General features: G+C 72.6%; 24 protein-coding genes and 1 pseudogene. 14 read left to right on the forward strand and 11 right to left on the reverse strand.

The annotated features are described in order from the left end of the window. The first annotated feature begins 36 nt into the window (after nt 1-36). The gene (locus FHL80_RS00360; protein ID WP_138731499.1) at nt 37-789 is read left to right on the forward strand and encodes a hypothetical protein; all 753 of its coding nucleotides are present in this window, start codon (nt 37-39) and stop codon (nt 787-789) included. Between the two features lie 63 nt (nt 790-852). Here the strand turns inward: FHL80_RS00360 and FHL80_RS25115 are convergent, their stop codons facing one another. Next, complete coding sequence (locus tag FHL80_RS25115) at nt 853-1,548, reverse strand: VldE C-terminal domain-containing protein (protein WP_216870326.1); 696 nt, start codon at nt 1,546-1,548, stop codon at nt 853-855. A 633-nt stretch (nt 1,549-2,181) separates the two neighbouring features. Here FHL80_RS25115 and FHL80_RS00375 point away from each other — a divergent pair. Further along, on the forward strand, nt 2,182-2,631 hold the full coding sequence (locus FHL80_RS00375) for an iron chaperone (RefSeq protein ID WP_138731501.1): 450 nt from the start codon (nt 2,182-2,184) through the stop codon (nt 2,629-2,631). Nucleotides 2,632-2,673: 42 nt separating this feature from the next. Here FHL80_RS00375 and FHL80_RS00380 read toward each other — a convergent pair whose 3' ends face one another. Beyond that, nucleotides 2,674-4,065, reverse strand: coding sequence for an RNB domain-containing ribonuclease (locus tag FHL80_RS00380; RefSeq protein ID WP_138731502.1), 1,392 nt, complete (start codon nt 4,063-4,065; stop codon nt 2,674-2,676). A 148-nt stretch (nt 4,066-4,213) separates the two neighbouring features. Continuing rightward, nucleotides 4,214-4,462 (reverse strand): hypothetical protein, encoded by a 249-nt coding sequence (locus FHL80_RS00385; protein WP_138731503.1) that lies wholly within the window; start codon nt 4,460-4,462, stop codon nt 4,214-4,216. 401 nt (nt 4,463-4,863) lie between these two features. Here FHL80_RS00385 and FHL80_RS00390 point away from each other — a divergent pair, with 401 nt between their 5' ends. Then, complete coding sequence (locus FHL80_RS00390) at nt 4,864-7,650, forward strand: winged helix-turn-helix domain-containing protein (RefSeq protein WP_138731504.1); 2,787 nt, start codon at nt 4,864-4,866, stop codon at nt 7,648-7,650. Nucleotides 7,651-7,699: 49 nt separating this feature from the next. Here the strand turns inward: FHL80_RS00390 and FHL80_RS00395 are convergent, their stop codons facing one another. Further along, a complete protein-coding gene (locus FHL80_RS00395) occupies nt 7,700-8,932 on the reverse strand; it encodes an MFS transporter (protein ID WP_246078356.1) in 1,233 nt (410 codons plus the stop codon). Between the two features lie 352 nt (nt 8,933-9,284). Between FHL80_RS00395 and FHL80_RS00400 the strand changes: the two genes are divergently transcribed. The 6 genes from FHL80_RS00400 (at nt 9,285) to FHL80_RS00425 (ending at nt 14,248) form a co-directional block, all read left to right on the forward strand. Next, the gene (locus FHL80_RS00400) at nt 9,285-10,046 is read left to right on the forward strand and encodes a DUF4386 domain-containing protein (protein WP_138731506.1); all 762 of its coding nucleotides are present in this window, start codon (nt 9,285-9,287) and stop codon (nt 10,044-10,046) included. Further along, the gene (locus tag FHL80_RS00405; protein WP_138731507.1) at nt 10,043-11,071 is read left to right on the forward strand and encodes an NAD(P)-dependent alcohol dehydrogenase; all 1,029 of its coding nucleotides are present in this window, start codon (nt 10,043-10,045) and stop codon (nt 11,069-11,071) included. The genes FHL80_RS00400 and FHL80_RS00405 overlap by 4 nt, the downstream gene beginning before the upstream one ends. After that, nucleotides 11,068-12,012, forward strand: coding sequence for an ABC transporter ATP-binding protein (locus FHL80_RS00410; RefSeq protein ID WP_138731508.1), 945 nt, complete (start codon nt 11,068-11,070; stop codon nt 12,010-12,012). Before FHL80_RS00405 ends, FHL80_RS00410 begins: the two co-directional genes overlap by 4 nt. After that, on the forward strand, nt 12,009-12,869 hold the full coding sequence (locus tag FHL80_RS00415; protein ID WP_138731509.1) for an ABC transporter permease subunit: 861 nt from the start codon (nt 12,009-12,011) through the stop codon (nt 12,867-12,869). The genes FHL80_RS00410 and FHL80_RS00415 overlap by 4 nt, the downstream gene beginning before the upstream one ends. 196 nt (nt 12,870-13,065) lie before the next feature. Next, complete coding sequence (locus tag FHL80_RS00420; RefSeq protein ID WP_138731510.1) at nt 13,066-13,335, forward strand: DUF8691 family protein; 270 nt, start codon at nt 13,066-13,068, stop codon at nt 13,333-13,335. Nucleotides 13,336-13,570: 235 nt separating this feature from the next. Next, nucleotides 13,571-14,248: a Rossmann-fold NAD(P)-binding domain-containing protein gene (locus FHL80_RS00425; protein WP_216870299.1), complete on the forward strand. Its 678-nt coding sequence runs from the start codon at nt 13,571-13,573 to the stop codon at nt 14,246-14,248. 62 nt (nt 14,249-14,310) lie between these two features. On the opposite strand, the gene FHL80_RS00430 is transcribed toward FHL80_RS00425, so the two are convergent. Both FHL80_RS00430 and FHL80_RS00435 read right to left on the reverse strand, forming a co-directional pair. After that, complete coding sequence (locus tag FHL80_RS00430) at nt 14,311-15,222, reverse strand: helix-turn-helix domain-containing protein (protein ID WP_216870300.1); 912 nt, start codon at nt 15,220-15,222, stop codon at nt 14,311-14,313. Nucleotides 15,223-15,284: 62 nt separating this feature from the next. Continuing rightward, a complete protein-coding gene (locus tag FHL80_RS00435) occupies nt 15,285-16,199 on the reverse strand; it encodes an alpha/beta hydrolase (RefSeq protein WP_216870301.1) in 915 nt (304 codons plus the stop codon). Nucleotides 16,200-16,320: 121 nt separating this feature from the next. Between FHL80_RS00435 and FHL80_RS27265 the strand changes: the two are divergent. Then, nucleotides 16,321-16,520 (forward strand): annotated as a pseudogene (locus FHL80_RS27265) (tyrosine-type recombinase/integrase); the annotation flags it as partial. A 444-nt stretch (nt 16,521-16,964) separates the two neighbouring features. On the opposite strand, the gene FHL80_RS00450 reads toward FHL80_RS27265, so the two are convergent. From FHL80_RS00450 to FHL80_RS26610, 3 genes are all read right to left on the reverse strand, one after another. Further along, nucleotides 16,965-18,170 (reverse strand): MFS transporter, encoded by a 1,206-nt coding sequence (locus FHL80_RS00450; RefSeq protein WP_216870302.1) that lies wholly within the window; start codon nt 18,168-18,170, stop codon nt 16,965-16,967. A 31-nt stretch (nt 18,171-18,201) separates the two neighbouring features. Beyond that, nucleotides 18,202-18,345 (reverse strand): hypothetical protein, encoded by a 144-nt coding sequence (locus FHL80_RS25120; protein ID WP_216870303.1) that lies wholly within the window; start codon nt 18,343-18,345, stop codon nt 18,202-18,204. Nucleotides 18,346-18,427: 82 nt separating this feature from the next. Then, nucleotides 18,428-18,559 carry a hypothetical protein gene (locus FHL80_RS26610; protein ID WP_281283412.1) on the reverse strand — a complete coding sequence of 44 codons (132 nt, stop codon included), beginning with the start codon at nt 18,557-18,559 and terminating at the stop codon, nt 18,428-18,430. A 412-nt stretch (nt 18,560-18,971) separates the two neighbouring features. Between FHL80_RS26610 and FHL80_RS00455 the strand changes: the two genes are divergently transcribed. Together FHL80_RS00455 and FHL80_RS00460 are read left to right on the forward strand one after the other, a co-directional pair. After that, entirely contained in the window at nt 18,972-19,703 is a 732-nt protein-coding gene (locus FHL80_RS00455) for a mycothiol-dependent nitroreductase Rv2466c family protein (RefSeq protein WP_138731513.1), read from the forward strand. A gap of 183 nt (nt 19,704-19,886) precedes the next feature. Then, nucleotides 19,887-20,207: a hypothetical protein gene (locus FHL80_RS00460; RefSeq protein WP_216870304.1), complete on the forward strand. Its 321-nt coding sequence runs from the start codon at nt 19,887-19,889 to the stop codon at nt 20,205-20,207. Between the two features lie 416 nt (nt 20,208-20,623). Here FHL80_RS00460 and FHL80_RS00465 read toward each other — a convergent pair whose 3' ends face one another. Beyond that, on the reverse strand, nt 20,624-21,295 hold the full coding sequence (locus tag FHL80_RS00465; protein ID WP_138731514.1) for a haloacid dehalogenase type II: 672 nt from the start codon (nt 21,293-21,295) through the stop codon (nt 20,624-20,626). A 63-nt stretch (nt 21,296-21,358) separates the two neighbouring features. Then, entirely contained in the window at nt 21,359-21,721 is a 363-nt protein-coding gene (locus tag FHL80_RS00470; RefSeq protein WP_138731515.1) for a DUF1330 domain-containing protein, read from the reverse strand. A gap of 940 nt (nt 21,722-22,661) precedes the next feature. Between FHL80_RS00470 and FHL80_RS00475 the strand changes: the two genes are divergently transcribed. Together FHL80_RS00475 and FHL80_RS00480 are read left to right on the forward strand one after the other, a co-directional pair. Beyond that, on the forward strand, nt 22,662-23,438 hold the full coding sequence (locus FHL80_RS00475; RefSeq protein WP_138731516.1) for a hypothetical protein: 777 nt from the start codon (nt 22,662-22,664) through the stop codon (nt 23,436-23,438). A gap of 23 nt (nt 23,439-23,461) precedes the next feature. Next, complete coding sequence (locus FHL80_RS00480) at nt 23,462-24,187, forward strand: class F sortase (protein WP_138731517.1); 726 nt, start codon at nt 23,462-23,464, stop codon at nt 24,185-24,187. Nucleotides 24,188-24,202 lie beyond the last annotated feature (15 nt).

Raw genomic sequence — 24,202 nt, forward strand, 5'->3', positions numbered from 1 at the left:
CTGACCACCACCCGCACTGCCACGAAGGAGCCTGTGATGACCGACATCCTGACCTCCGCTCCGCGACCGGTCGCCCGCTCGATCGGGGTCTCGGCTGTCCCGCTGGTGGGGCTGGAGATCCGAAAGTCCCTGTCCACGCGGTCGGGCAAGGCCGTGGCGCTCGCCGCGGCCGCCCTCGCCCCAGCGGCCACCGCGATGCTCTCGTCCAGCGGCGACGAGCTCGACGCGGCGAAGGGTCCGATCGGCGCGCTCGGCATGGTGACGGCGCTCGTGCTGTTCCCGCTGGGGGTCCTCGCGACCGCCGGGGAGTGGAGCCACCGCACCGCGCAGACGACGTTCCTGCTCGTGCCGAACCGGACCAGGGTGGTGCTGGCCAAGGCGCTCGCCGTGGCCGTGATGGGTGCGGTGCTGGCGGCGCTCGCCGGTGCGGCGTCCGCGGCCGTGCTGTCGGTTGCCCCCATCGGGAACCCGACGTGGGACGGCGTGGCGCAGGCGCTGGCCGTCTCGGTGGCGGCGGGTGCTGCGTTCGCGGTGGTCGGCGCCGGGGTGGGAGCGGCGCTGGGCAACACCCCGGCGGCGCTGACCAGCCTCTACCTGACGGTGCTCGGCGCGATGCCGGCGCTGCGGCTGGTCCGGCCGGAGGTCGCGGAGCGGCTCGACCCGGCGAACGCGGTGCTCCAGCTGGCGATCGGCAACGGCACCACCGGCCACGTGCTGACGCTCGTCGGCTGGGTGGTCGTGACCACGGCAGCCGGGGTCGTCCTCACCCGCCGACGCCCCGTGTCGTGACCTCAGCGGTCCGAGCGGAGGGTGCCCCGACCACCGTCGGGGCACCCTCCAGCCGCTGTCAGGTCAGGGGTTGAAGCTGACGTGGACGTGGTCCATGTGGTTCGCGGTGGGCGATCCGCGGTCCTCCATGGCCTGCCAGCCGGAGCCGCCGATCATGAAGATCCGCTGCTTCCAGATGACGTAGTCGACCTTGAAGCGGGCGGCGTTGTCGATCACGTACTGCGCGACGGCGTTGCCCTTGGCGCCGTCGCTGTAGACCATGAAGTCGGCGGCGAGCTGCTGGGTCGGGGAGTGGCCGGGCCGGGTGTAGACGGTGGAGACCCCGAACTCGGCGACGACCTCAGCGACCACTGGGCGGACGTGCGGCGCCCAGGCGCTGTAGGCGGTCGAGGTGCTGGTGGGCTTGCCCGTCAAGTCGGCGGCGGGAGCTGCCGCCGGGGCGGCAGCCGGTGCCGGGGCGGCAGCCGGTGCGGCAGCCGGTGCCGGGGCGGGCGCCGGTGCGGGCGCGGGTGCTGGTGCAGGGGCCGCCCCTGCCCAGTTCCCCTGGCTGTGACCGGGCGGACCGTCCCAGTGGCCGTCGGCCTGGGCGACCGACTGGCCTGCGAGGGCGAACGCGAGGGAGAACGCGCAGACGGCCGCTCCCCGCAGCACCCGGGGGCGGACGCCGGCGTGCAGGTCGTGGTCGTGCGGCAGGACGGTGTGCTGGCTGTTCATGCGCATGGAGAGGAGCTCCTGGTGAGGGCTGGGGTCGTCCGTCATCGGTACGACCTCGGTGTGGCGGTGCATCGGTTCGTCGTCCGGGTGGACGGCCGGTTCGGCAGCCGGGCGTGCGGCACCCACCGGAGAGCCCGCGGACCTGGTGAGGTCCGGGCGATCCGGCTCGACGCGGGGAGACCGCGGGAAGGACGGGTGCTGTGGCTGCGCCGGCTCAGGTGCGCGGCGAGGCGTCGCGGTGTCGTGCGCGACGGGTGCTCGCGGGCACTGGACAGGCCCGTGAACGCACCAAGCGGTGGCTCTCCGTTCTCCGAGGGCCGCCTGTCGGGTCCCCGGCTCGCGCCCGCGACGGCGGACGGGACCCGGCGGCATCCGGTCGGGGTCCCCGGGTGGGGAGGTGACGACCGACTGGACGCCCAGACCGTAGGGCCGCTGTGCATCTGCGACAACGGGAGAACGTCGGATCTGGCAGGTTCTGCACGTCCGCCGCGCCGGAGGAATCTGGTAGCTGGACTGGTCACGGCCTTGCGGTGGTCCCTGGGTGGAGGCGCGAAAAAAAATCGGCGCCGCCGTCCATGCGTCAGGAATCGAGAAGCCCGGGCCCGGTCGTCGGTCCTAGCCTCGTCCTCGATCGGCCCCGCCACGTCGGGGCCCGGGAGTGGGAGAGGGAGTGTCGAGATGACCGCGGAGACCATCACGACCGAGGCGGGCGGCTTCAGTGCCGAGGAGCGCGCCGCGATGAAGGCCCGTGCCGAGGAGCTGCGGGCCGAGGGCAGGGGCGGCGCGAAGAAGGCGGACGGGTTGCAGGCGCTCCTCGACGCGATCGCGAAGATGTCGCCGGAGGACCGCGCCCTCGCCGAGCGCGTCCACGTGACCGTCACCGCCGCTGCTCCGGATCTGCTGCCCAAGACCTGGTACGGCATGCCGGCCTACACGAACGCCGACGGCAAGGTCGTCGTCGCGGTCAAGAACGCGGGCAAGTTCGGCCAGCGCTACACGACCATGGAGTTCCAGGACCCGGCCCACCTCGACGACGGCGACATGTGGCCGGTGTCGTTCGCCCTCACGCGGTGGACGTCCGAGGTCGAGGAGAGGATCGCCGACCTGATGCGGGTCGCGGTGTCGTGACGACTCGTCCCGGGCTGGGCGGGTCCGGGCGCAGCCGCGGGGTCAGTCCCCGGCGGCGGTGAACCGCACGGTGCGGGTGGCCGGGTCCGCCGTGATCAACCGGACCCGTGCCCGCTCGCCCGGGGTCGACCGGCCCTCGCAGCGGGCCTGCACGGCCAGGTCGGTGAGCACCACGGTGGACCGCTCCTCCTCCGCGTCGAGCACGACGGCGTCGAAGACCTCGCCGACCCGGTCGGCCAGCATGGTGGCCTCGACCAGGTCGATGACGCAGCGCTCGACCTCGTGCGTGCGCCGGTCGGAGGCGGCCATCAGGCCGGGCAGCTCCGGGAGTGCGGCGCGCAGCTCGGCGGAGGGCTGCGCGCCGGCGGCCAGCGCCAGGCAGACCTCGGTGCCGAACCGGTCCACCAGCCGGCGCAGCGGCGCGGTCACGTGCGCGTAGGGGGCGCCGACGCCACCGTGGCCGGGCTGGGCGGGCGGCGCCCCGTCGAAGGCGGTGTAGGCCGCGCCGCGCAGCAGGGAGGTGGCGGCGTCCAGGAAGGTGGCGTGCCGGGGCCGTGCGGGGTCCAGGCCGGCGATGACGTCACCGGGCCCGGCGCCGTCCGGCCAGTCGACGCCCAGCCCGGGGGCCAGCCGGCGAAGCGCGTCGACCGCGCCCGGGTCGGCCGGCGGCAGCGTGCGCAGCACCCCGACCCCGCCGTCCAGCATCAGCCGGGCCGCGCACCGTCCGGTGAGCAGTGAGATCTGCGCGTTCCAGCCCTCGACGTCGGACTGGCCGCGGAAGGCGATCGTCCAGCCGCCGTCGGGTCCGGGCTCCACCTCCTGGGACGGCGTGCCCAGCTCGATCGCGCCGCGGTCGCGGGCGCGGGCCTGCAGCAGCCGGCCGATCTCGGGCAGCAGCTCCAGCTCGGGGGGCACCTGCCCGCCCACCGACACGTAGTCCAGCTGGGCCCGGCTGCGGACCCGGGCCCGGCGCAGGTCCACAGCGGTGACCTCGGCCTCGGCGTCCAGGTCGATGGTCCACAGCGCGGCCGGGCGGAGCTGGCCGGGCAGCAGGCTGGCCACGCCCTCGGACAACTGCGGCGGGTGCAGCGGCGTCCTGCCGTCGGGGCAGTAGACGGTCTGACCGCGGCGGCGGGCCTCGGTGTCGAGCGCGCTGCCCAACGCGACGAAGGCGCCGACGTCGGCGATCGCGTAGGACACCCGGTAGCCGCCCGCGGTGCGGGTCAGGTGCACGGCCTGGTCCAGGTCGCGGGCACCGGGCGGGTCGATGGTCACCAGCGGCAGGTCGGTCGCGTCGTGCTCGGGCAGCGCGGGGTCGGTGGCCACCCGGTCGGCCTCGGCCAGGACGTCGGCCGGGAACTCGTCGGGGACCCCGGCCTCCTGCCGGACCGCGGCGAAGTCGAGCGGTCCGGACACCTTCAGCACGCGAGCCACGCCGTCACCCTGGCACGGGCTGCGGTCCCGCGCGGCGACCGGACCGGCCGGTGACGCAGGGATCCTGCGTCCACTGCCCCGACCTGCTGAGCTGTCGCCCGCCGCGCCGCCGACGCCGGAGGTCGGTCCTCCGGCGTCAGGCGCGGACTCAGCCGGCGAACGGCGCGGCCACCTGCATGATCGCGCGGCAGACCCGGCAGCGCAGTGAGATCGGCACGTCGCGCCACTGCAGGTCGTGGACCTGGATCAGGTCCTCCGCGTCGACGCGCCCGCACAGCGAGGCGTCGTCGCCGTCCATGACGTGCAGGTGGTCGCCGGACGGCGACGCGGGTCGTCCGACCGACAGAGCGGAGAGGCCCGCCCCCTGGTCGAGGACCCGGACGTCGGACATGGTCATGACACCTCGGTTCGCACGCGTTGTCGCGGCGTCGCCGAGATGCTGGAGCGACCCTGTGTCCGCCGTGGGCAGGAGCGGCAGCCAGATGGCTGTGGCCCCCCGCTACGCCCGGTCGTGGTGCCCGGCCCGACCGGCGTCGGGTCAGGGCCGGAGGCCGAGCGTGACCGCAGCCGTCGCGACGTCCTGCAGTCGGGCGTTGTGGTCGGGCTCCAGGACGAACAGCGGGGCTGCCCGCGGCCGCGCGCCGCCGCACCGGCGTGAGCAGATGGCCACCGCCAGATCGCTCTGCCCCCGACGGAGCGTCAGCTCCCAGCCGATCTCACGCCGCCGAGCCGCTACGGTGAGCTCGCCCGCCCGGCATCCTCCGGGCCGCCCGGTGACCGAACCGAGGAGTGATGGGCATGGCCGGCCCGCTGCTCCAGACCAAGCTGCACATCCCGCGGCGCCGGCACGGCGCGGTCGCCCGCCCCCGCCTGATCGAGCACCTGGACCGCGGAGCCGAGGGGGCCCTGACGCTGGTGTCGGCCCCAGCCGGCTTCGGCAAGACGACGCTGCTGACCGAGTGGCTGGCGCCCGGGGCCGCGACTGGCCAGGCGGTTGCGTGGCTGTCCCTCGATGAGCGGGACAACGACCCGGCGGTGTTCTGGACCTACCTGGTCGCCGCGCTTCGCACCGCGGCGGAGAAGGTCGGCGCCGGTGCCCTGGCTCTGCTGCAGTCGCCGCAGTCCTCGACGGACGCGGTCCTCGCGACGCTGGTCAACGAGCTGTCCGAGATCAACGACGACGTCGTCCTGGTGCTCGACGACTACCACCTGATCCACACGGCCGAGGTGCACCGCGGGTTGACGTTCCTGGTGGAGCACCTGCCCGCGCAGATCCACCTGGTGATCGCCGGCCGCGCCGACCCGGCGCTGCCGCTGGCGCGGTGGCGCGCTCGTGGCGATCTGGTCGAGCTGCGCGCCACCGACCTGCGCTTCACCGCCGAGGAGACCTCGGCCTACCTGACCGAGACCATGCGGCTGCCGCTGACAGCGGGCGATGTCGCGGTGTTGGAGGGCCGCACCGAGGGCTGGATCGCCGCGCTGCAGCTGGCCGCGCTGTCGCTGCAGGGCCGCAGTGACCCGGCCGAGTTCATCGCCGACTTCGCCGGAGACGACCGGTACATCGTCGACTACCTGGTCGAGGAGGTGCTGGCCCGGCAGAGCGACCAGGTCCGCAGCTTCCTGCTGCAGACCTCGGTCCTGACCCGGCTGACCGGCCCGCTGTGCGATGCCGTCACCGGCACAGACGGAGGCAAGGCCATGCTCGAGGCCCTCGACCGGGCGAACCTGTTCCTCGTGCCGCTCGACGACCGCCGCCGCTGGTACCGCTACCACCACCTCTTCGCCGACGTCCTGCAGGCGCACCTGCACGACGAGCAGATCGACGCTGTCGCGGGCCTGCACCGGCGGGCCGGCGACTGGTACGCGGCCCACGGCGAGCGGGCTGACGCGGCGCACCACGCGCTGGCCGGCGGTGACGCCGCGCGCGCAGCAGACCTGATCGAGCTGATGCTGCCGGCGCTGCAGCAGGGCCGGCAGGAAGCCAGCATCCGCCGCTGGCTGGCGGCGCTGCCGGCCGAGGTGCTGCGTGCCCGGCCGGTGCTGAGCATCGGCTATGCCGCGGCCCTCATGGTCAGCGGCGAGACCGAGGGTGTGGAGGCGCACCTGCGGGACGCCGAGCGGTGGGTGACCTCACCTCCGGGCGACGGCCAGGCCGACGGGGCACCGGCGGGGATGGTGGTCGTCGACACCGACGCGTTCCGCCGAGTGCCCAGCGCGATCCCCCTGTACCGCGCCGGGCAGGCCCTGCTCGCCGGCGACACGGCCGGCACCATCACGCACGCCCGGGCGGCACTCGACCTCGCCGGCGCCGACGACCATCTCAGCCGCGGCCCGGCCGCCGGACTGCTCGGGCTCGCCTACTGGGCCGCCGGGGACCTGGAAGCCGGACACCGGTGGTATGCCGACTGCGCCGCCCACCTGGAGCACGCCGGGCACCTGTCCGACGTGGCCGGCTGCACGATCGCGCTCGCCGACATCCGCATCACCCAGGGCCGGCTCCGCGACGCCGTGAGCACGCTCGAACGGGTCCTGCCGCTGCTGACGCCCGAGACCGGCCCGGTGCTGCGCGGAGCAGCGGACCTCCACGTGGCCCTCGCCGGGGTGCTGATCGAACGCGGGGACCTCGAGGCCGCCCGCGGCCACCTCACCACCAGCCGGGAGCTGGGCGAGCACGCCGGCCTACCGCAGACCCCGTACCGCTGGCTGGTCGCGATGGCCAGGATCGCCGAGGCCGAAGGCAACGTCGACGGCGCGCTCGCCCACCTCGACGAGGCGCAGGGCCGATACACCGGCGACTACTTCCCCGACGTGCGGCCGGTGCCGGCGGTGCGGGCTCGGCTGCTCGCCCGGCACGACCGGTGGGCCGGCGCGCTCGCCTGGGCGGCCGAGCGGGGACTGTCGGTCGAGGACGACCCGGAGTACCTGCTCGAGTACGAGCACCTCACGCTGGCCCGGGCGCTGGTGGCCCGGGCGGCTGGCGACGGCGACCGGGGTCCACTCTCCGGCGTCGTGGGGCTGCTGAACCGCGTGCAGCACGCGGCGGAGAGGGGTGGCCGCACCGGCAACGTCCTGGACGTGCTGGTGGTGCGGGCGCTCGCCGAGCAGGTGCGCGGCGACCTGCCCGCAGCCCACACGGCGCTGCAGCGTGCGCTGACGCTGGCCGAGGCGCACGGCCATGTCCGGCTGTTCGCCGACGAGGGCCCCGGCCTGGCGATGCTGCTGAAGGCGGCCGCGGCGAAGGGGACCTCCTCGGGCTACGCCCGACGGCTCCTGGAAGGTCTGGACCCTGGCGGCGGCAGCCGGCCCCGGAGCCGGGGCCCCGCAGCGGTTCAGGCGGGTCTGATCGAGCCGCTGAGCGCTCGCGAGCTGGACGTGCTGCGGCTGCTCGGCACCCACCTCGACGGCCCAGCCATCGCCCGCGAGCTGTACGTCTCGCTGAACACCGTGCGCACGCACACGAAGAACATCTACGCCAAGCTCGGCGTCAACGACCGCGGGGCAGCAGTGCGACGGGCACAGGAGCTGGACGTGATGCCGCGGCCCGGAGGCCGTCAGCCGCGGACGGGCGTCGCTCACCACCGGTGAGCCGCGCCGCCCGGCAGTTGGCCGCTCCTACCCGACTGACGCGGACGGCTCAGCGCACCCGCCGCACGGGCAGGATCGCGGCCGCACCGGCGAACGCGCAGACCCCGGCCACGGCATACAGCGCGCCGTAGCTGCCGCCGCTGACGGCCAGGACGGCGGAGGCGATCGCCGGGGCGATGGAGAACGGCAGAGCGTTGGCGATGTTGAACACGCCGAGGTCCTTGGCGGTGTCGGTCCCCGTGAGCACGTCGGCGACGAGGGCCAGGTCGACGGCCATGTAGAGGCCGAACCCGAGCCCACTGATCGCCATGCCGACCAGGAAGCCGTTGACGTCGGCGGCGACGGCGACGGCGAACATGGCCAGGCCGTACACGATCGAGGCGGTGACCACGAAGATCTTCCGCCGACCGGTCCGATCCGACAGCGGCCCCCCGAGCAGCGACGCGGCGGCGATGAAGAGGGCCTGGACCACGCTGCCGGTGAAGATCAGCCGCGGCACCTCGGACTCGGCGCTGCCGATCTCGTCCAGCAGGTAGAACGCCATGTACGTGACCAGGAACGCGTACGCCGAGACGAACAGGAACCGGCTGGCGAACGCCCAGCTGAAGTCGGGGTTCTTGCGCGGGCTGACGTAGAAGGTCCCGGCGAACTCCCGCCAGGACCAGGCCGGCCGGTCGGCGGCGGCAAGACGGCGGTCGTGCAGCACGCCTGCGAACAGCAGGACGAAGAACCCGCCGATCGCGGACGGTGCCAGGAACATGGCGAGCTGATTGCCGGTGAACAACTGGACCAGGAAGGTGCCGGTCACCGACGCGACGGGCAGGCCGATGCCCAGGACGCCCGAGACCAGGCCGCGCTGGGAGGACGGGACCTGGTCCGGCAGCACCGCCACCATCGCGGCGAGCAGTGCATTGAAGAACAGCTGCGCGATGCACCACCCCAGCAGGACGACCGGGATGGTCGGCGCCACCGCGACGACGAGAAGCCCTCCGAACCCGCTCAGCAGGCCTCCCACGATCCAGGGGCGGCGCATGCCGTACCGCCCGGCCGTGCGGTCGCTCAGCTTGCCGAAGAACGGGTTGGCGAACAGCGCCAGGAAGGCACCGATCCCGGTCACCAGCGCCAGGCTGTTCGGCGCTCGGTCGCTGCCCACCAGGGAGTCGACCTTCAAGGCCAAGGTGACCACCAGGGGCGCGAGCAGCTGCAGGGTCGCGCCCAGGTATGCCGCCGCGAACAGCGCGATGAAGCCCCACCCGGCCCGACGCACGGCGGGCGCGGCCACGACTGGCGCCGCCGCCGCGCTTGCCCCGTAGCCCTCTCCAGTCGCCGGGGGCTGGGGCGGCTCGGCGGCATCCGGTGGCCGGGGGACGTCGGGCATCGGCGCTTCCCTCCGGCTCGAGGCCGACCTGGCCGGCAGACCCGGAACCGGCGGTCGGCCGTGCAGCTGGAGCCCTGGCCTCGGGGGCCGCTCCGTGCCGTCAGCTCACCACATCGATCACCGCATCCATGTGATCCCTGCTCACCACATCGGTTCCTAGCTTGCTGAGCGCACCACCCGGAACGTCCACCGACATCCACGTGCGCGGGGTCGGTCCCGAAGCGCTACGGCCCCGCTGACCTGTGAAGGACACGCCATGACCACCACCGCACCCACCACCGCACCCACCACCGCACCCACCCGACCGTCGCCGGACCTGATGAGGCGGAGAGCCCGCATCGCCGGGATGCTCTACCTGCTCACGTTCGTCTCGATCCCCGCTCTGGGCTTGTACAAGCCGGTGAAGGACGACGTCGGCGCCTTCCTCCTGGGTGCCGGCAGCGACACCGGCGTGATGGTGGGCGCGCTGTCAGAGGTCGTCATCGGCCTGGCCGGCATCAGCACCGCCGTCGTGCTGTTCCCGGTGCTCAAGCGGCAGAACCAGAGCGCAGCGCTGGGGATCGTGACCGCCCGGCTCGTGGAGACCAGCCTGATCTTCGTCGGCGCCGTCAGCATGCTCACGATCGTCACCCTGCGCACCGACGTGGTCGGGACCACCGGCACGGACCCGGCCTCGCTGCTCACGACGGGCCACACCCTGGTCGCCGTCTACACCTGGACGTTCCTGCTCTCCCAGAGCCTGATGCCCGTCTTCGTTGACCTGCTTCTGGGCTACGTGCTGTACCGGTCCGGCCTGGTGCCGCGCCTCCTGCCGCTCATCGCGTTCGTCGGCGCCCCGCTGCTGCTGGCCTCCGACCTCGCGATCTTCTTCGGCGTCTACGAGAACGTGTCCCCGCTGGCCCTGGTCGCCGCGGTCCCGGTCGCGGTGTTCGAGTTGTCCTTCGGCGTCTACCTGATCGTCAAGGGCTTCAAGCCCGGCGCCGTCGCCGCGCTGCAGGCTGGGCAGGCCGTCCGATGAGGGCCGCGGTCTACCGCCGGTTCGGCGGTCCGGACAACGTCCGGGTGGAGGAGCTCCCGCGCCCGCCGGTCGGCCGGGACGACGTCCTGATCCAGGTGCACACGAGCACCGTCAGCGCCGCCGACCACCGGGCCCGCAGCCGCGAGGTGCCCCGCGGGCTGTGGCTGCTCGCAGCCGTCGGCATCGGCGCCTTCCGGCCAAAGCGGCCCGTGCTGGGCATGGACGTCGCCGGCGTCGTCGAGGCCGTCGGCTCCGAAGTCACCCGGTTCGCCCCCGGTGACGAGGTGATCGCGATGCTCGGCGGCGCGTTCGGCGGACATGCCGAGTACGCCCGGGTGCGGCAGGACGGCCCCATCGCGCTCAAGCCCCGGAGCATGACGTTCGAGGACGCCGTGACCTTGGTCTTCGGTGGGCTCACCGCTCGAGGCTTCCTCGGCCAGGCTCACGTCGCACCGGGTGCCACGGTGCTCGTCAACGGGGCGTCGGGCGCCGTGGGCAGCGCGGCGGTGCAGCTCGCCAAGCCCGCCGGCGCGCACGTCACCGGCGTCTGCAGCGGCGGCAATCGCGACCTGGTGACCGAGCTGGGCGCCGACCGGGTGATCGACCACACGGTCGATGACTTCACCGCGGAGGCCGCGACCTACGACGTGATCGTCGACTGCGTCGGCAACGCCTCCTTCGAGCGGGTGCGACATCTCCTGAAGCCGGGTGGTGCGCTGCTCCTGGTGATCACCGACCTGCCCGGGCTGCTGCGGGCGCCGCTACGCAGCCGGCGGACCGACCACGTGGTCACCGCCGGCCCCGGGCAGGGCACCGCCGAGGACCTGGCTGCGCTGGTCGACCTCGCCGAGGCCGGCTCCTTCCGGGCGGTCCGCGACCGGACCTTCGACCTCGGAGACATCGCCGAGGCCCACCGCTACGTCGACACCGGGCGCAAGCGCGGCAACGTCGTCGTCCGCATCGCCCAGGCCCAGCCTGGACGGGCGGCCCCGCTCACCAGGACATCAGGAAGGGCATCGTCATGATCGAGGCACACCAGCTCACCAAGCGCTACGGCGACACGACCGCCGTCGACGACATCAGCTTCACCATCGAACCGGGCTCGGTCACCGGGTTCCTCGGGCCCAACGGCGCCGGCAAGTCCACCACCATGCGGATGATCATGGGCCTGGACCGGCCGACGTCGGGCACCGTCACCGTCAACGGGAAGGCTTACGCCCGCCACCGCGCGCCGCTGCGCGAGGTCGGGGCACTGCTGGACGCCAAGGCGGTGCACACCGGCCGGAGCGCCCGCTCGCACCTGCGCACGATGGCCGCCACGCACAACATCCCGGCCGCGCGGGTCGACGAGGTCATCGAGATGACCGGCCTGGCGACCGTCGCCCGCAAGCGCGTGGGCGGGTTCTCGCTGGGGATGGGGCAGCGCCTGGGGATCGCCTCGGCGATGCTGGGCGACCCGCGGACGCTCATCCTCGACGAGCCGGTCAACGGCCTGGACCCCGAGGGCGTCCAGTGGGTGCGGCGGCTCGTGCGGTCCCTGGCTGATGAGGGACGCACGGTGTTCCTCTCCTCGCACCTGATGAGCGAGATGGCGCAGACGGCCGACCAGCTTCTGGTCATCGGCCGAGGCCGGATCATCGCCGCCGGCCCGGTGCAGCAGGTCATCGACTCGGTGTCGGCGGCGGCGGTCCGGGTGCGGTCCCCACGAGCGACCGAGCTCGCCGCGCTCCTGGAGGCCGACGGCGCCGCCGTCACCTCTTCGGCGCCCAGCGCGCTGGAGCTCCGCGGGATCGACGCCGAGCGCGTCGGTGAGCTCGCCTGCGCCCACGGCATCGCGCTGCACGAGCTCAGCCCGCGCAGCGCCAGCCTCGAGGAGGCCTACATGGCCCTCACCCAGGACGCGGTCGAGTACCGGTCCGACGTCACTGCCACCGCCCCGACCGCCCCGAAGGGGGAAGACCGATGAGCACGGTCACCGCCACTGCCGCCGCCGTCCACCCAACCGTCGCTCGGCCCGCCGTGGGAGCTCGACCGAGCTTTCTCGGCATCCTGCGCGGCGAGTGGCGCAAGCTGCTCTCGCTGCGCTCGACCTGGTGGGTGCTGGGCGCCACCGTCGTCCTGATCACCGGGATCTCCCTGGCCGTCGCGGCGTCCGTGGACGCCATGGCCGCCGACCCGGTCACCGCACCGACGCTCGCCACGACCAACGGTGCTGAGTTCGTCTCCGGCGGCTTCCAGATCGGGATGCTGACCATCGCTGTACTCGGCGCACTGCTCATCACCGGTGAGTACTCCACGGGGATGATCCGCTCGACGTTCGCCGCGGTGCCCACCCGCGTGCCGGTGCTCCTGGCCAAGGCGATCGCGCTCAGCGTCCTCACCGGGGCCGTCGCGGCCCTGAGCATCGCTCTGTCCTACCTCGTGACGATGCCGCAGCTCGCCGAGCACGACCTCGTCCCCGCCCTGGACGACGCCCGGACCTGGCAGGTGTTCGGCGGAACGGTGTACTTCCTGATCGCCGCGGCGCTGTTCTCCCTCGGCGTCGGCACGCTGCTGCGTTCCAGCGCCGGCGCGATCACCGTCGCGCTCACTGTCCTCTTGCTGCTGCCCGGCGTCCTCGCCTTCGTCAGCCTGGACTGGGTGGAGACGATCGCCCGCTACCTGCCGCTGCCGGCCTCGGGTGCGTTCCTCGGCGGCAGTGAGGACTCGCTGTCCTCCGGCGGCGAGCAGCTCACCGCGGCCACTGGCCTGCTCGTGATCGCCGCCTACGCGATCGTCCCGCTGCTTGCCGGGGCCGTGGTGCTCCGACGCCGCGACGCCTGACGAGACGAGCACGTCCGCGTGGCGGGCGGACGGCGCCGCGCGGGAGTGCGCACCGACGCCCGGCCGTCGCCAGCGCCGTCGACCCGCTGCTCGGGGGCATCCGGCCTGCGACCGGTCACCGCACCCAGCTCGACTCCGCACGCGCGGTGCCGGAGCGGCTCCAGGCACCCTCGGCGGTACCGGACAGGGGAATCCCATGACGAAGCAGGCCAGCGTCGGCCCTTCCGAGGCCCGCCGCTACGAGATCCGCCTCGGGACGCACCTCGCACCCCGATGGGCCACCTGGTTCGACGGCATGACGCTCACCCGCGCCTCCGACGGCACGACCGTCCTCACCGGCCCTGTGGCCGACCAGGCAGCACTGCACGGCCTGCTGGCCAAGGTGCGCGACCTGGGCGTGCCTCTGGTCGCGGTCACGCAGCTCGAAGCCGAGCGACCCGATGCGGCTCCCCACCCCACCCGGTGACACGCCGACCAGCCCCAGCAAGCTCCCAGCTGTCCGGGCAGTTGCCGGCTCACGGCGGTCTCGGCGGTAGGCGGTAGGCGGTAGGCGGTGGGCGGTGGCGGTGTTGGTGCCATGGCTGGTCATGACCGAGGTCGAACGGAGACGCGCGCTCGAGCAGACCCATCGGGCAGCGTCGCCGGTGGTCTCGGCGGCGCTGCTAGGCGGTATATGGGATTCGGGTGCCAGACTCGCCGGCGTGATCGACGGATCGACCGACCGATCGACCGTGCTGGTGTTCGGGGCGAGTGGGATGGTCGGGCAGGGGGTGCTGCGGGAGTGCCTGCGCGATGAGCGCGTGGGCGAGGTGCGGGTGGTCGCCCGCCGGGCACTGGACCTCACTCACGCCAAGCTGCACCAGGTGGTGACCGATGACCTCGCGGCGCCGGGGGAGCACCTGGCCGGGGTGGATGCGACCTTCGACAGCGTCGGTGTCTCCTCCAACGGTGTGCGGGAGCCGGAGTACCGCCGGCTGACCTTCGACCTGACCGTGGGCATCGCCGGTGCGGTCGCCGATGCCTCACCCGGGTCGGCGTTCGTGTACGTCTCCGGTCAGGGCACGGACACCAAGAGCCGGTTGATGTGGGCGCGCGTGAAGGGCGAGACCGAGAACGCCGTCGCCGCGCTGCCGTTGCGCAGCTGGCTCTTCCGGCCCGGGGTGGTCCGGCCGCTGCATGGCATCCAGACGAAGACGCGCCTGTACGGCGCGTTCCATGCAGTGCTGCGACCGGTGTTCCCGCTGCTGAACCGGCTGATGCCCAACCAGATCACGAACACCGAGGCAATCGGGCGGGCGATGCTGGCGGCGGTCACCGGCGGGGTCCCGGAGGGGGTGGTGACCACCAGCGACATCAACGCGCTGGCCGCGGCACGCTGACGGCAGCCCGAGCACAGCCTGACCTGCGGGAGCCGCAAGCGCTGCTCTAGACGTCCGCCGGGTCAGTCTTGGATGTCGGCGTGTTCGAGGGCACCCGTCGGGGTGTCCCGCGGGGTGTGCGGTGCCACCCAGGAGCTGAGGATGCGGAGCTTGTCGTAGGAGCTGGAGCCGGGTTCGGCTGACCACAGCACGAGCTGCTGTTCGGGGTCACCGGTGTAGGCGAAGGCGTCCCAGTCAAGGGTGAACTCACCGAGTTCGGGATGGCGGATGGTCTTGGTGCCGAACGACGGGTGGGTGACGTGGCGGGCGGCCCACCACTGCCGGAACTGCGCGCTGACCAGGGACAGCTCACCCACCAGTGCGGCGAGTCGGGGGTCGGTGGGGTTGTCGGCGGCTTGTCGGCGCAGCAGGGCGACGTTGGTGCGGGCCACGGACTCCCAATCGTCGTAGAGGTCCCGCACGCGGGGGTTGGTGAAGACCATCCGCACGAAGTTGCGCTCGTGTGGGGCCATCGCGTCCAGGTCGGCCAGGAGCGCGCCGGCCAAGCTGTTCCAGGCCAGGACGTCCAGGTGTCTGCCCACGATGAAGGCCGGGGTCTGGGTGAGCTGGTCAAGCAGCCGCTGCAGTTGGGGGCGCACGGGCGTGGTGCGGCGGCGGGGAGGGGTGCGCCGGCCGGCTTGCCGGGCCAGGCCTTCGGCGTACTCCCGCTGGTCGGGGGTCAGGTGCAGGGCGTCGGCGATGGCCTGCAGAACCGGCTCAGACGGTGCCAGTCGGCCTTGCTCGATGCGGGTGTAGTAGTCGTGGCTGATCGCCACGCTGTCGGCGACCTCTTCCCGGCGCAGGCCAGCGACGCGGCGGACGGCCGCATCACGCTCGGGCAGCCCGAACGCCTGGGGGGTCACGTCGGCCCGTCGGGCTCGGAGGAACTGCCCGAGTTCGACCAGGTGCGGGTGCTTCGCGGTCACATCACTCACTGCCTCGGTAGACGCGCCGCGCCCGGGACGGGAGTCGTCCCGGGCGCGGTGCTGGTCGTGGATCAGGTTGCCCTTGAGGGGTCAGGCGGCCAGGTGGGTGCGGAAGAACCGGCTGACGTTGGCCACGGCGTTGTCGATCTGGGCCGGGGCGTCGTAGTAGTCGTGGTGGTTCCCGTCGGCCCACACGAGTTCCTTCTCGCCCTGGATGCCCTCGTAGAGCGCCTTGGCCTGGTCGGGGAAGGCCGACTCGTCGAGTGCACGACGATCGTGGGCACGCTGATGGCCGGTGCTTGGCTGACCGGGTCGAACTGCAGGAACTCCGTCAGGCTCATCAGGGCCGTCTCGTTGCGGTAGGCCAGGATGGCTGCCCGCGCCGGGTTCAGGTAGTACTCGAAGGAACCGGCCGGGCCGTAGTTGATCGCGGAGGGGTCGGTTTCGCTGTAGGCCGGCACGACGTCCACCTCGCCGGTCTGCTCGAACTTGCGGCGCGACTCCTGGGCCTGCGCCCGACGGGCGGTGAGGCCTTCGCCGCCGCCGTACATCATCGTGAAGATGGTCGGGCTGGGCAGGAACGCGGCGACCGTGGCCAAGGCGCCCAGCCGCGGCTCGGCCGCCCCGAGGTAGGCGGCGTTGGCGGCGGAGGTGCAGACGCCGACCATGCCGACGCGCTGCACGTACGGCAGGCCGGTGAGGTAGGTGACGGCGGCCTGCAGGTCCTCGGTCTTCTCCGCCGGCGACTCCAGCTGGCGGGGCTCTCCGGCGCTCTGGCCGTAGTGGGCGTAGTCGAACGCGAGGGCGACGAACCCCTGCTCGGAGCACTTCTCCGCGTAGGTGTCGGGCATGAGCTCCTTCACCGAGGAGAACGAGCCCTGCACGATCACGGCCGGGTAGGAGCCGTTCTCGTTGAAGCCCTCCGGGGTGAACAGGTCGCCGACCAGGGTCAGTCCGTCGCGGTCGAACTCGATCGTGCTCTTCATCGTGGCGTCCTCGATCGCTCCAGTAGGTGGTGACCGATGGCCACGAACCGAGGCTGCGCCGCGTCCCACTGGCCGACAATGGGAGGGATCTGTCCTAGGCACCCGCTGCACCCCCCCAGCAGACCTCAGTCCGCACGACGCCGGCACACCGCCGCGAGCCTCCTGGTGGCCAGCGGAGCGAACGTCAAAGCGGTCCAGCGGATGCTCGGGCACGCCTCCGCCGCGATGACCCTGGACGTCTACTCCGGGCTGTTCGACGACGACCCCGGTGGGCTCGCCGACCGCGTGGACGCCGCCCACGAGGCCCACGCTTCTTCGCGAACTGTGGGCGCCGTGTGGGTGCGGGACCCGATCGTCAAGATCGCTGATCTTCCACAAGCCCCTGAAGCTGCACATGTAGCGGTGGGGCGGGTGGGGCTCGAACCCACGACCCAGGGATCATGAGCACTTCCCGCCGGAACGCTGTGCTGACCTGCTCAAACGCAGGTCGCTGGGGAGCGTGCGTCATCCAGTACCCGGCTGTGGAGCAGCCCAGGAGACGGCTCGTACTGGGCTTGATCCCTTGGCTCACGCGGCATCAACGCTATGCCCACCGGGACCAGCACCAGGGCGGCGACGGCGAAGACGAGCCAGGCGAACCAGCGCCTGAGCCGGCCGGTGTCCGGGTGCGCTCCGAGGCGTCCAGTCGCTCCACCCACTGGAGATCGAAGACGGCCGACATCCCCCGGTCCGTCCTGGGGCTCGCGCCTCAGGCCGGAGGCCTGGTCAGCTCCTGGGTTGTCGCCGTCCGTTCACCAGCACGGCGAGCAGGGTGAGGGCGGTCAGGGCGGCGACGATGAGCAGGGCGCGGGGGTAGCCGACGTGGGGGCCGGCCAGTGCCAGTGAGTAGGGAATGACCAGGCCGAGGTAGGTGAGGCTGTAGTAGACGGCAACCAGGCCGCCGAGCTGGTCGGCCGAGGCCAGTCGTTCGACCTCACGGAGTCCGACGACCAGGCAGATGCCGTATCCGCAGCCCAGCAGCAGTCCAGCGAGCGCTCCGGTGCCCAGGCCCGGTCGGGCGGTGGCCAGCGCGGTGGCCAGGTAGCCGCCGGCCACGACGGCCAGTCCCACCACGGCCGGCCGGACGTCCTGCGGGTCGGCGACCGACCCTTGGAGCTGCCGTCCCCAGCGCTGACCGGCGAGTCCGGCCGTCAAGGCCAGGGCGGCGAGAACGCCGGTGGCCGCGACGGCGAGCGTGGGCGGGGGCCGCGTGCCGTGCGCGGGGATCGTGGTGAAGGCGAGGCTGACGCTGCCGAAGACGAACGGGGCCATCGGTGCCACGACTCCGCGGAAGCGGGCCGTCCGGGCAGCGGGCGGCAGGATCTGGAAACGGCCCCCGGGTGAGGGTGGGCGGGTCTCGGGCGCGCGGGGCAGCAGCGCCAGCGCGGTGCCGCCGAGGGCGAGGTGCACCAGGTAGGGCAGAACGGTGGGCAGCGGCGCCCACTGCGCGAGCACACCGGCGACCAGCGGCCCGACTCCGAACCCAGCGGTCAGCGCCACGGCTGCCCGGCGCGCAGCGATCCCACTTCCACCACCGGACAGCTCCTTGACCCAGGCGGTCCCGACGGTGAAGACGGTGCCGGAGACGACGCCGGTGAGCAGCCGTCCGGCGTAGAGCCCGGCCGTTCCGGTGCGCCCAGCGATGAGGACTGTGGTGGCCACCAGTGACAGGGCCGTAAAGGCGATCATGATGCGCCGTCGTCCGTAGCGGTCGCTGGCGGGGCCGCCGACGAGGAACCCGGGGATCAGTCCGAGGGCGTACACCCCGAAGATCGCCGTCGCCTGGGCATCAGACAGAGCCAGGGTGCGGCGGTAGACGGTGAGCAGCGGCACGAAGTGGTTGGCCCCGTACCCCACGGCGAACATGGCCAGCGCCGACCACCGCCACGGGCCGGTGCCGGGCGCCGACCCCCGGTCGGCCCGGTGGATCACCGTCGGATCCATCGGGCCGGCCGGACGTGCATCAGGCGGCTCGGTCCAGGGTCGGGTAGTCGACGTACCCGGGGTCGGTGCCGCCGTAGAAGCTGGATCGGTCGCCGACGTTCAGCCCGGCGCCGATCTGGAGGCGGAGGACCAGGTCGGGCCCGGCCGGCGTCCACCCGGACATTCCACGCCGGCGTCACACCGACGGCCTTCCCGCGGTACCCCGCGTCTGCCCCAGCGGCTGCCAGGCCCGGGCCCGGGTCAGGTCAGGCCACCGTGTTCAGCAGTGCCGAGGCGCGGTCGGATCCGACGGCCACCTCCTCGGTCGACCGGGCCAGCTCCGCGACCGCCGCACCGGCCCCGGCTGGCGCGATGCGCGACTGCAAGGGCGGAGCCACAGGGATGTCCCCTCGTTGCGGGTCAGGTCCTGGGGCGGGTCCGACGTCAGGACCTCGGGCCGCGCTCGGTCCTTCCGTAGCCAGGATCGGCTCGTTCCATTCACGGAGCGGACAGCTCGGTTGCCGGCGCCGGCCACCACGAATGCACGGAAGGTACGTCCGGCCGCCGCCAGGGGTCGTGGTGGTCGGTCCACCGGGACGAAGGGGTGTCCTCTGGGTCGGTCCGGGCATCACTCACCCGCCCGGACGGCCTGACCGGCTGCTCGCAGCAGGTCCCCGCCCGGGCCCCGGCGGGGCCGAGACCGAGCGCCGATGGGGTTGCGGGCGGCTCGGAAACGGTCGGTGGATGGCGAGCCCGAAGCGGCCGGCGGATCGGTTCATGAGCGCTGGTGGCGCGGTTAGCCTCGGGGCCATGGCTGCTGCGGACATCGACTTCTACTTCGACCCGGTCTGTCCCTTCGCCTGGATGACCAGCAAGTGGGTCCGCAGCGTCATGAGGCAGCGGGAGTACACGGTGGACTGGCGGTTCATCTCCCTGCGGATGATCAACGCCGACGTCGACTACGACGCGCAGTTCCCGCCGGAGTACGAGGCTGGCCACACGGCCGGGTTGCGGCTGCTGCGGGTGGTTGCCCGGGCCCGTGCCGAGCATGGCCCGGCCGCGGTCGGCCCGCTGTACGCGGCGTTGGGGCAGCGCATCTTCGACGTCCCCACCGAGACCGAGGACACCCCTGGGGCCCGCGAGCGCCGGGGCACCCGTGGCTTCGTCGAACCGGCGTTGGCCGAGGCCGGTCTTCCCGCCGAGCTCGCCGAGGCTGTGGACGATCCGTCGTTCGACCCGGTGATCCGGGCCGAGACCGACGAGGCGCTGGCACTGACCGGCAAGGACGTCGGCACCCCGATCATCCACTTCCAGCCCCCCACCGGGGTCGCGTTCTTCGGGCCGGTGATCAGCCGGCTGCCCGCCGAGCAGGACGCCGTCCGGCTGTGGGACCACGTCGTGGGCCTGGCCTCGTTCCCCGGGTTCGCGGAACTCAAGCGCAGCCTGCGAGAACGCCCCCAGCTACGCGGCCTCGGCGTGGACGTCGACGAGGTCGGGGTGCAGGAGGACTGGCACGGTGGCAGCCGGCGACTGAAGAAGTAGCCCCAGCATCGGGGCTCGGTGGTCCGCTGGGAGACTGCGCCGGTGAGCCTGACCCGTGCGGAGTCCGTCGCCGTCGGGTGCTCGCCGGATGCGCTGTACGACATGGTGGCGGACGTGACCCGGACCGCGGAGTGGAGTCCGATCTGCAGAGCCTGCTGATGGGACGAGGGCGGGTCCGCGCGCGTGGGCGCTTGGTTTCCCGGGCGCAATCAACTGCCCGAACGCACCCGGGAGACCCGCAGCCAGGTCGTGGTGGCCGACCGCGGCCGCGAGTTCGCCTTCGTGGTCGGCGGTTCCTACGTCCGCTGGGGCTTCACGTTCACCCCCGTCGAGGGCGGCACGGTGGTGACCGAGTCCTGGGAGTTCCTCCCCGACGGGCTCGCGATGTTCCGCGAGCGCTTCGGCGAGGAAGCCGAGCAGCGCATCGCCGACCGCACACGGGAGGCGCACGAGGGCATCCCGGCCACCCTGACCGCGATCAATCGGATCGCGGAAGCACGCTGAGCTGCGGGCTGGACCCAGGCCTGAACTCGGGGCAGTCCCCGACGTTCGCTCACGGCCGGCGCGTCGCTCGACTCCGGTGGCTGCCCTTCCTCTGGTGGCGTCGGTCCATACCGTCGGGGCATGGAGACCCCAGGTACGCCCGATGAGCGGTTCGCCGACCTGCCCGACCTCCCGTGAGCGCCGTGCTACGTCCTGCTCCCGGACGACTCGTACCGGGCCGCCGCTCGCGTCTTTCCCAGGCTCGTGCCGACGAGTCCCGACGATCCAGCCTCGGCAGCCAACCAGGCCGCCAGAGCGAGCTGGGTGGACTCGCGCCCTCGGTGGCGCCCTGACGTTGACCTGGAGCATCGCTGCCCCAGCAGCGCAACGTCTCACTGGGACGAACGGTGGACGCTGGGCCGACTGCACCCAGACAGTCAGCTCAGTTGGCCGGCGAGGTCCGTCAGGCTGGTGGCGTGCATCGTCGGTGGGGTGAGGGACTCGGGGTAGGGAGCACCGGCGCGGTTGATCCAGGCGGTGGTCATGCCGGCCCGGCCCGCTCCGTCGATGTCCCACGGGTGCACTGCGACGAGCAGCATGTCCGACAGTTCGGTGCCGCAGGTGTGGGCTGCGTATTCGTAGGCGCCGCGGGCCGGCTTCCAGATCCCGGCGTCGTCCACGGACAGCAGGGTGTCGAACTGGTCGCGGATCCCCGCGTTGGCGAACAGCGTCTCCGACACCTGGATCGAGCCGTTGGTGAGGGTGACCAGGCGGTGTCCCGACCGCCTGAGGGCATGGATGCCGTCGGTCACGTCGGGATGGACGGTCAGCTCGCTGAATCCGCTCATGACGTGGTCGATGGCGGCCGGTTGGTCGCGGTTGAGGTCCGCGCCGTGCAGCACGGTGCGCAGTGCGTCCGCGCCCAGGTCGGCGAAGGGGCGATGGGCGCCGGCGGCGGCCAGGCCGAAGCCGTCTCGCAGCAGGCTGGCGAACCACAGTGGGGCCAGGTGCGCGGGTGCGCCGATGTCGGTGAACCGCTGCGCCATGGGGCTCATGTCGGACAGGGTCTCGTTGACGTCGAAGACGATCACGGACGCTGCGGTGGGCATCGGAACTCCTCGGAGGTCGGTCGGATCACCAGCTGTAGTGGTCGGCGCGGACGGGCGGTCGGCCTACCAGGCGTTGGTCGCCTGGAGCACGGCCTCCGTGAGCGCTTGCGTGCGCAGCGCCGTGACCTGCTGGTACTGCGGGTCGGCCACCATGCGGCTGAACGCAGCACGCGAGGGATAGCGGACGAGGAGGACCGCGTCCCACTCCTGTCCGGTCTCCGCCACGAGTGCGGTCGAGCCATCACCCGCGTACAGCACGTCGCCGCCGTAACGGGGGAGGAAGGTGGCGCTGAGTGCCTCGGCGTACTGCGCGTAGAGGTCACGTCCCCCGTCCGCGAAGCGGAGCAGGTTCAGCATGACCACGGGCCCACCGGGGTCCTCGTGCAGGAAGCGCGTCAGATCTGAACCTCGTGGGTCGACAGCCATGCGAGCAAGCTACAGAGCCGCGCTTCTCCGTCGCTGCTGCTCGAGGCGGGCCGTCCTGGCACCGGCTCCGCCCTGCCCGGGCGGCCACATCGGCTGCGCGGTCCCTTGCCGGCCCGGCGTCCCGGCTGGCTTGGGCATCAGGGCAGCCGATGGGGTGTGCGAGCTCGGCGCAGCCTGACGCCCTGCGAGATCACCGAGGACGAGGTCGGCTCGTGGAAGTTGGCGGTGGAGCAGGCACTGCTGGGGCCGGCGCACCGGCGCTGAACCGCTGCCGTCTGTCCTGGACCAGCAGCCGGCCGCCGGAGTCGGCCATCGAGGTCCGCAGCGTAGAGAGGACGCCGAGGCCGGCACCGTTGGTGGCCCGCACGTCCGTCAGGTCGAGGACGACCGGCGAGTGGTCCATGCGGCGCCGGCCCTCAACGGTTCCCCGGAGCAGATCGGCGCCCGCCGAGCGGCTGGGCAGGAGAGAACGCCCAGGTGACATCGAGGGCAGCCAACGCCACGTGCGCTGCGGTGGCGTCGTTGCCTACGTCGGCCAGCACGTCGGCGGGGCTGACGCACCTCCAGTCGGCGGTCGTGTCGCGGCCTGCCCACGGGTCCTCGCCGGGGAGGGCGCGGACGATCATCAGCGCCGATCGCCGGTTACCCGCGCTGCAGATCGGCCGGCAACAGATCCAGCTGCTGCTGCACGAGTCCATGGACCCGCCATCGCCACGTGGGGCGGACCAGCTGGGGATCAGGCCACGGCAGAAGCACGGCTGGCACCAGACCGGTCAGGCGCCCCGACCCCGCGACCGCCAGGCGATGTGTCTGCCTTCCTGCCGGAAGTTTCTCGGATCTCGGGCAATCCGGTGTGACGCGTCTTTTCGAATGCACCGTGAACAACGTTCGAGCTCACTTCCATGCCGGGTCACCGGCGACCCTGTTCCAGGAGGACAGCATGAAGAAGTCCCTGTTGCTCGCAGCCCCGTCGATCGCGATGGGCATCGCGGTCATGGCCCTGCCCGGCATCGCGTCGGCGGCCGACACGACCTCGTACCAGGCGCAGCTGGACGCCCTCAACGGGTCCGGGGCCTCCGGCAGCGTCATGCTCCAGCTGAACGGTGATCAGGCGACCGTCACCGAGGAGGTCAGCGGGCTGGCCGGGATGTTCAACGGCTCGCCGTACCCGCACGTCCAGCACATCCACATCGGTGCGAAGGGCGAGTGCCCGACGCCCGCCGCGGACACCGACGGGGACGGCGTCATCAGCACCACCGAGGGCGGCCCGTCCTACGGTGCCATCGGCACCACGCTGAGCACGTCCGGGGACACCAGCCCCGCCGCGGGTACCACGCTGGAGGTCGCACCCTCGGGGGACTCGTACAGCTACGACCGCACGCTCACCCTCGACGCGGCGACCCTCGAGTCGCTGCAGGCGGGCACCGCGGTCGTGGTCGTGCACGGTCTGGATCCGGCGACCCTGCCGGCGGCGGCGCAGAGCAAGCCCAGTGACCTGGTCCCGTCGCTGCCGCTCGCGGCCACCTCGCCGGCCCTGTGCGGCACGCTGACCGCGTCGCAGATGTCGAGCATGCCGTCGGGTTCGGCCGCCACCGGTGGTGGCAGCACGGCTGGGGTGGAGGACCAGGGCCTGCTGGCACTCGGTGGCGGGCTGCTGGCCGCCGGTGCGGTGGCCGGGGGTCTGGCGCTGCGCCGCCGGTCCGCGACGCAGGCCTGACGGGCACGGGTGGCTGACGTCTGATGTCCGGTACCTTGCAGCGCGGCCGACGTGGTCGGCTCCCCGCCGTCGTGCTGGCTGCGCTGCTGGTGCTGGCCGGGGCGCTGGCGCTGGGTGTGGCTCTGCACGCCCAGCAGTCACCGCCCCAGCCGCCGGCGTCGGCGGCAGTCACCCCCCCGGCGGGCGCGCCGAGATCGGCGGCGGTGCCGGCACCGCCGGCCAGCACCACCGTCGCCGATCCCGGCGGGCAGCAGCCCCCCGCCACCCGAGGGCTGCTGCTGCCAGCCGCCGTTCCCACCCACGTGGAGGTGCCGGCGATCGGGGTCTCCTCCGACCTGATGGACCTGGGGCTCAACCCCGACGGCACCGTCGAGGTCCCGCCGCTGGCGGAGAACTCCCAGGCCGGCTGGTTCACCGGCTCACCGACCCCCGGCGCACTCGGGCCCGCGGTGCTCCTGGGTCACGTGGACTCCGCCGAGTACGGCCCCGGGATCTTCTTCGACCTCGGCGACCTGGTGCCTGGTGACGAGATCACCGTCACCCGGGAGGACGGCACCGCCGCCGTCTTCGCCGTCGACCGCGTCGTGTCCTATCCCAAGGACTCGTTCCCGACGCTGGAGGTCTACGGCAACACCGACAACGCCGCCCTGCGGTTGATCACCTGTGGCGGTCAGTTCGACGCCGGCACCCGGAACTACCTGGACAACATCGTCGCCTACGCCTCCCTCGTCTCCAGCCACCCCGCGTGATGCCGGACGGACGGC

Source organism: Modestobacter excelsi (genome assembly GCF_005930495.1).
In the GTDB taxonomy this organism is placed as follows: domain Bacteria; phylum Actinomycetota; class Actinomycetes; order Mycobacteriales; family Geodermatophilaceae; genus Modestobacter; species Modestobacter excelsi.

What these genes read in the sequence shown, in the direction of transcription:
- FHL80_RS00435 (WP_216870301.1), bottom strand. Translation starts at nt 16,199, where the DNA reads ATGAAGAGCACGATCGAGTTCGACCGCGACGGACTGACCCTGGTCGGC.
- FHL80_RS00415 (WP_138731509.1), top strand. Translation starts at nt 12,009, where the DNA reads ATGAGCACGGTCACCGCCACTGCCGCCGCCGTCCACCCAACCGTCGCT.
- FHL80_RS00455 (WP_138731513.1), top strand. Translation starts at nt 18,972, where the DNA reads ATGGCTGCTGCGGACATCGACTTCTACTTCGACCCGGTCTGTCCCTTC.
- FHL80_RS00385 (WP_138731503.1), bottom strand. Translation starts at nt 4,462, where the DNA reads ATGACCATGTCCGACGTCCGGGTCCTCGACCAGGGGGCGGGCCTCTCC.
- FHL80_RS00470 (WP_138731515.1), bottom strand. Translation starts at nt 21,721, where the DNA reads ATGGCTGTCGACCCACGAGGTTCAGATCTGACGCGCTTCCTGCACGAG.
- FHL80_RS00465 (WP_138731514.1), bottom strand. Translation starts at nt 21,295, where the DNA reads ATGCCCACCGCAGCGTCCGTGATCGTCTTCGACGTCAACGAGACCCTG.
- FHL80_RS00390 (WP_138731504.1), top strand. Translation starts at nt 4,864, where the DNA reads ATGGCCGGCCCGCTGCTCCAGACCAAGCTGCACATCCCGCGGCGCCGG.
- FHL80_RS00360 (WP_138731499.1), top strand. Translation starts at nt 37, where the DNA reads ATGACCGACATCCTGACCTCCGCTCCGCGACCGGTCGCCCGCTCGATC.
- FHL80_RS00475 (WP_138731516.1), top strand. Translation starts at nt 22,662, where the DNA reads ATGAAGAAGTCCCTGTTGCTCGCAGCCCCGTCGATCGCGATGGGCATC.
- FHL80_RS00480 (WP_138731517.1), top strand. Translation starts at nt 23,462, where the DNA reads ATGTCCGGTACCTTGCAGCGCGGCCGACGTGGTCGGCTCCCCGCCGTC.
- FHL80_RS00410 (WP_138731508.1), top strand. Translation starts at nt 11,068, where the DNA reads ATGATCGAGGCACACCAGCTCACCAAGCGCTACGGCGACACGACCGCC.
- FHL80_RS00420 (WP_138731510.1), top strand. Translation starts at nt 13,066, where the DNA reads ATGACGAAGCAGGCCAGCGTCGGCCCTTCCGAGGCCCGCCGCTACGAG.
- FHL80_RS00400 (WP_138731506.1), top strand. Translation starts at nt 9,285, where the DNA reads ATGACCACCACCGCACCCACCACCGCACCCACCACCGCACCCACCCGA.
- FHL80_RS00405 (WP_138731507.1), top strand. Translation starts at nt 10,043, where the DNA reads ATGAGGGCCGCGGTCTACCGCCGGTTCGGCGGTCCGGACAACGTCCGG.
- FHL80_RS00375 (WP_138731501.1), top strand. Translation starts at nt 2,182, where the DNA reads ATGACCGCGGAGACCATCACGACCGAGGCGGGCGGCTTCAGTGCCGAG.
- FHL80_RS25120 (WP_216870303.1), bottom strand. Translation starts at nt 18,345, where the DNA reads ATGTCCGGGTGGACGCCGGCCGGGCCCGACCTGGTCCTCCGCCTCCAG.
- FHL80_RS25115 (WP_216870326.1), bottom strand. Translation starts at nt 1,548, where the DNA reads ATGACGGACGACCCCAGCCCTCACCAGGAGCTCCTCTCCATGCGCATG.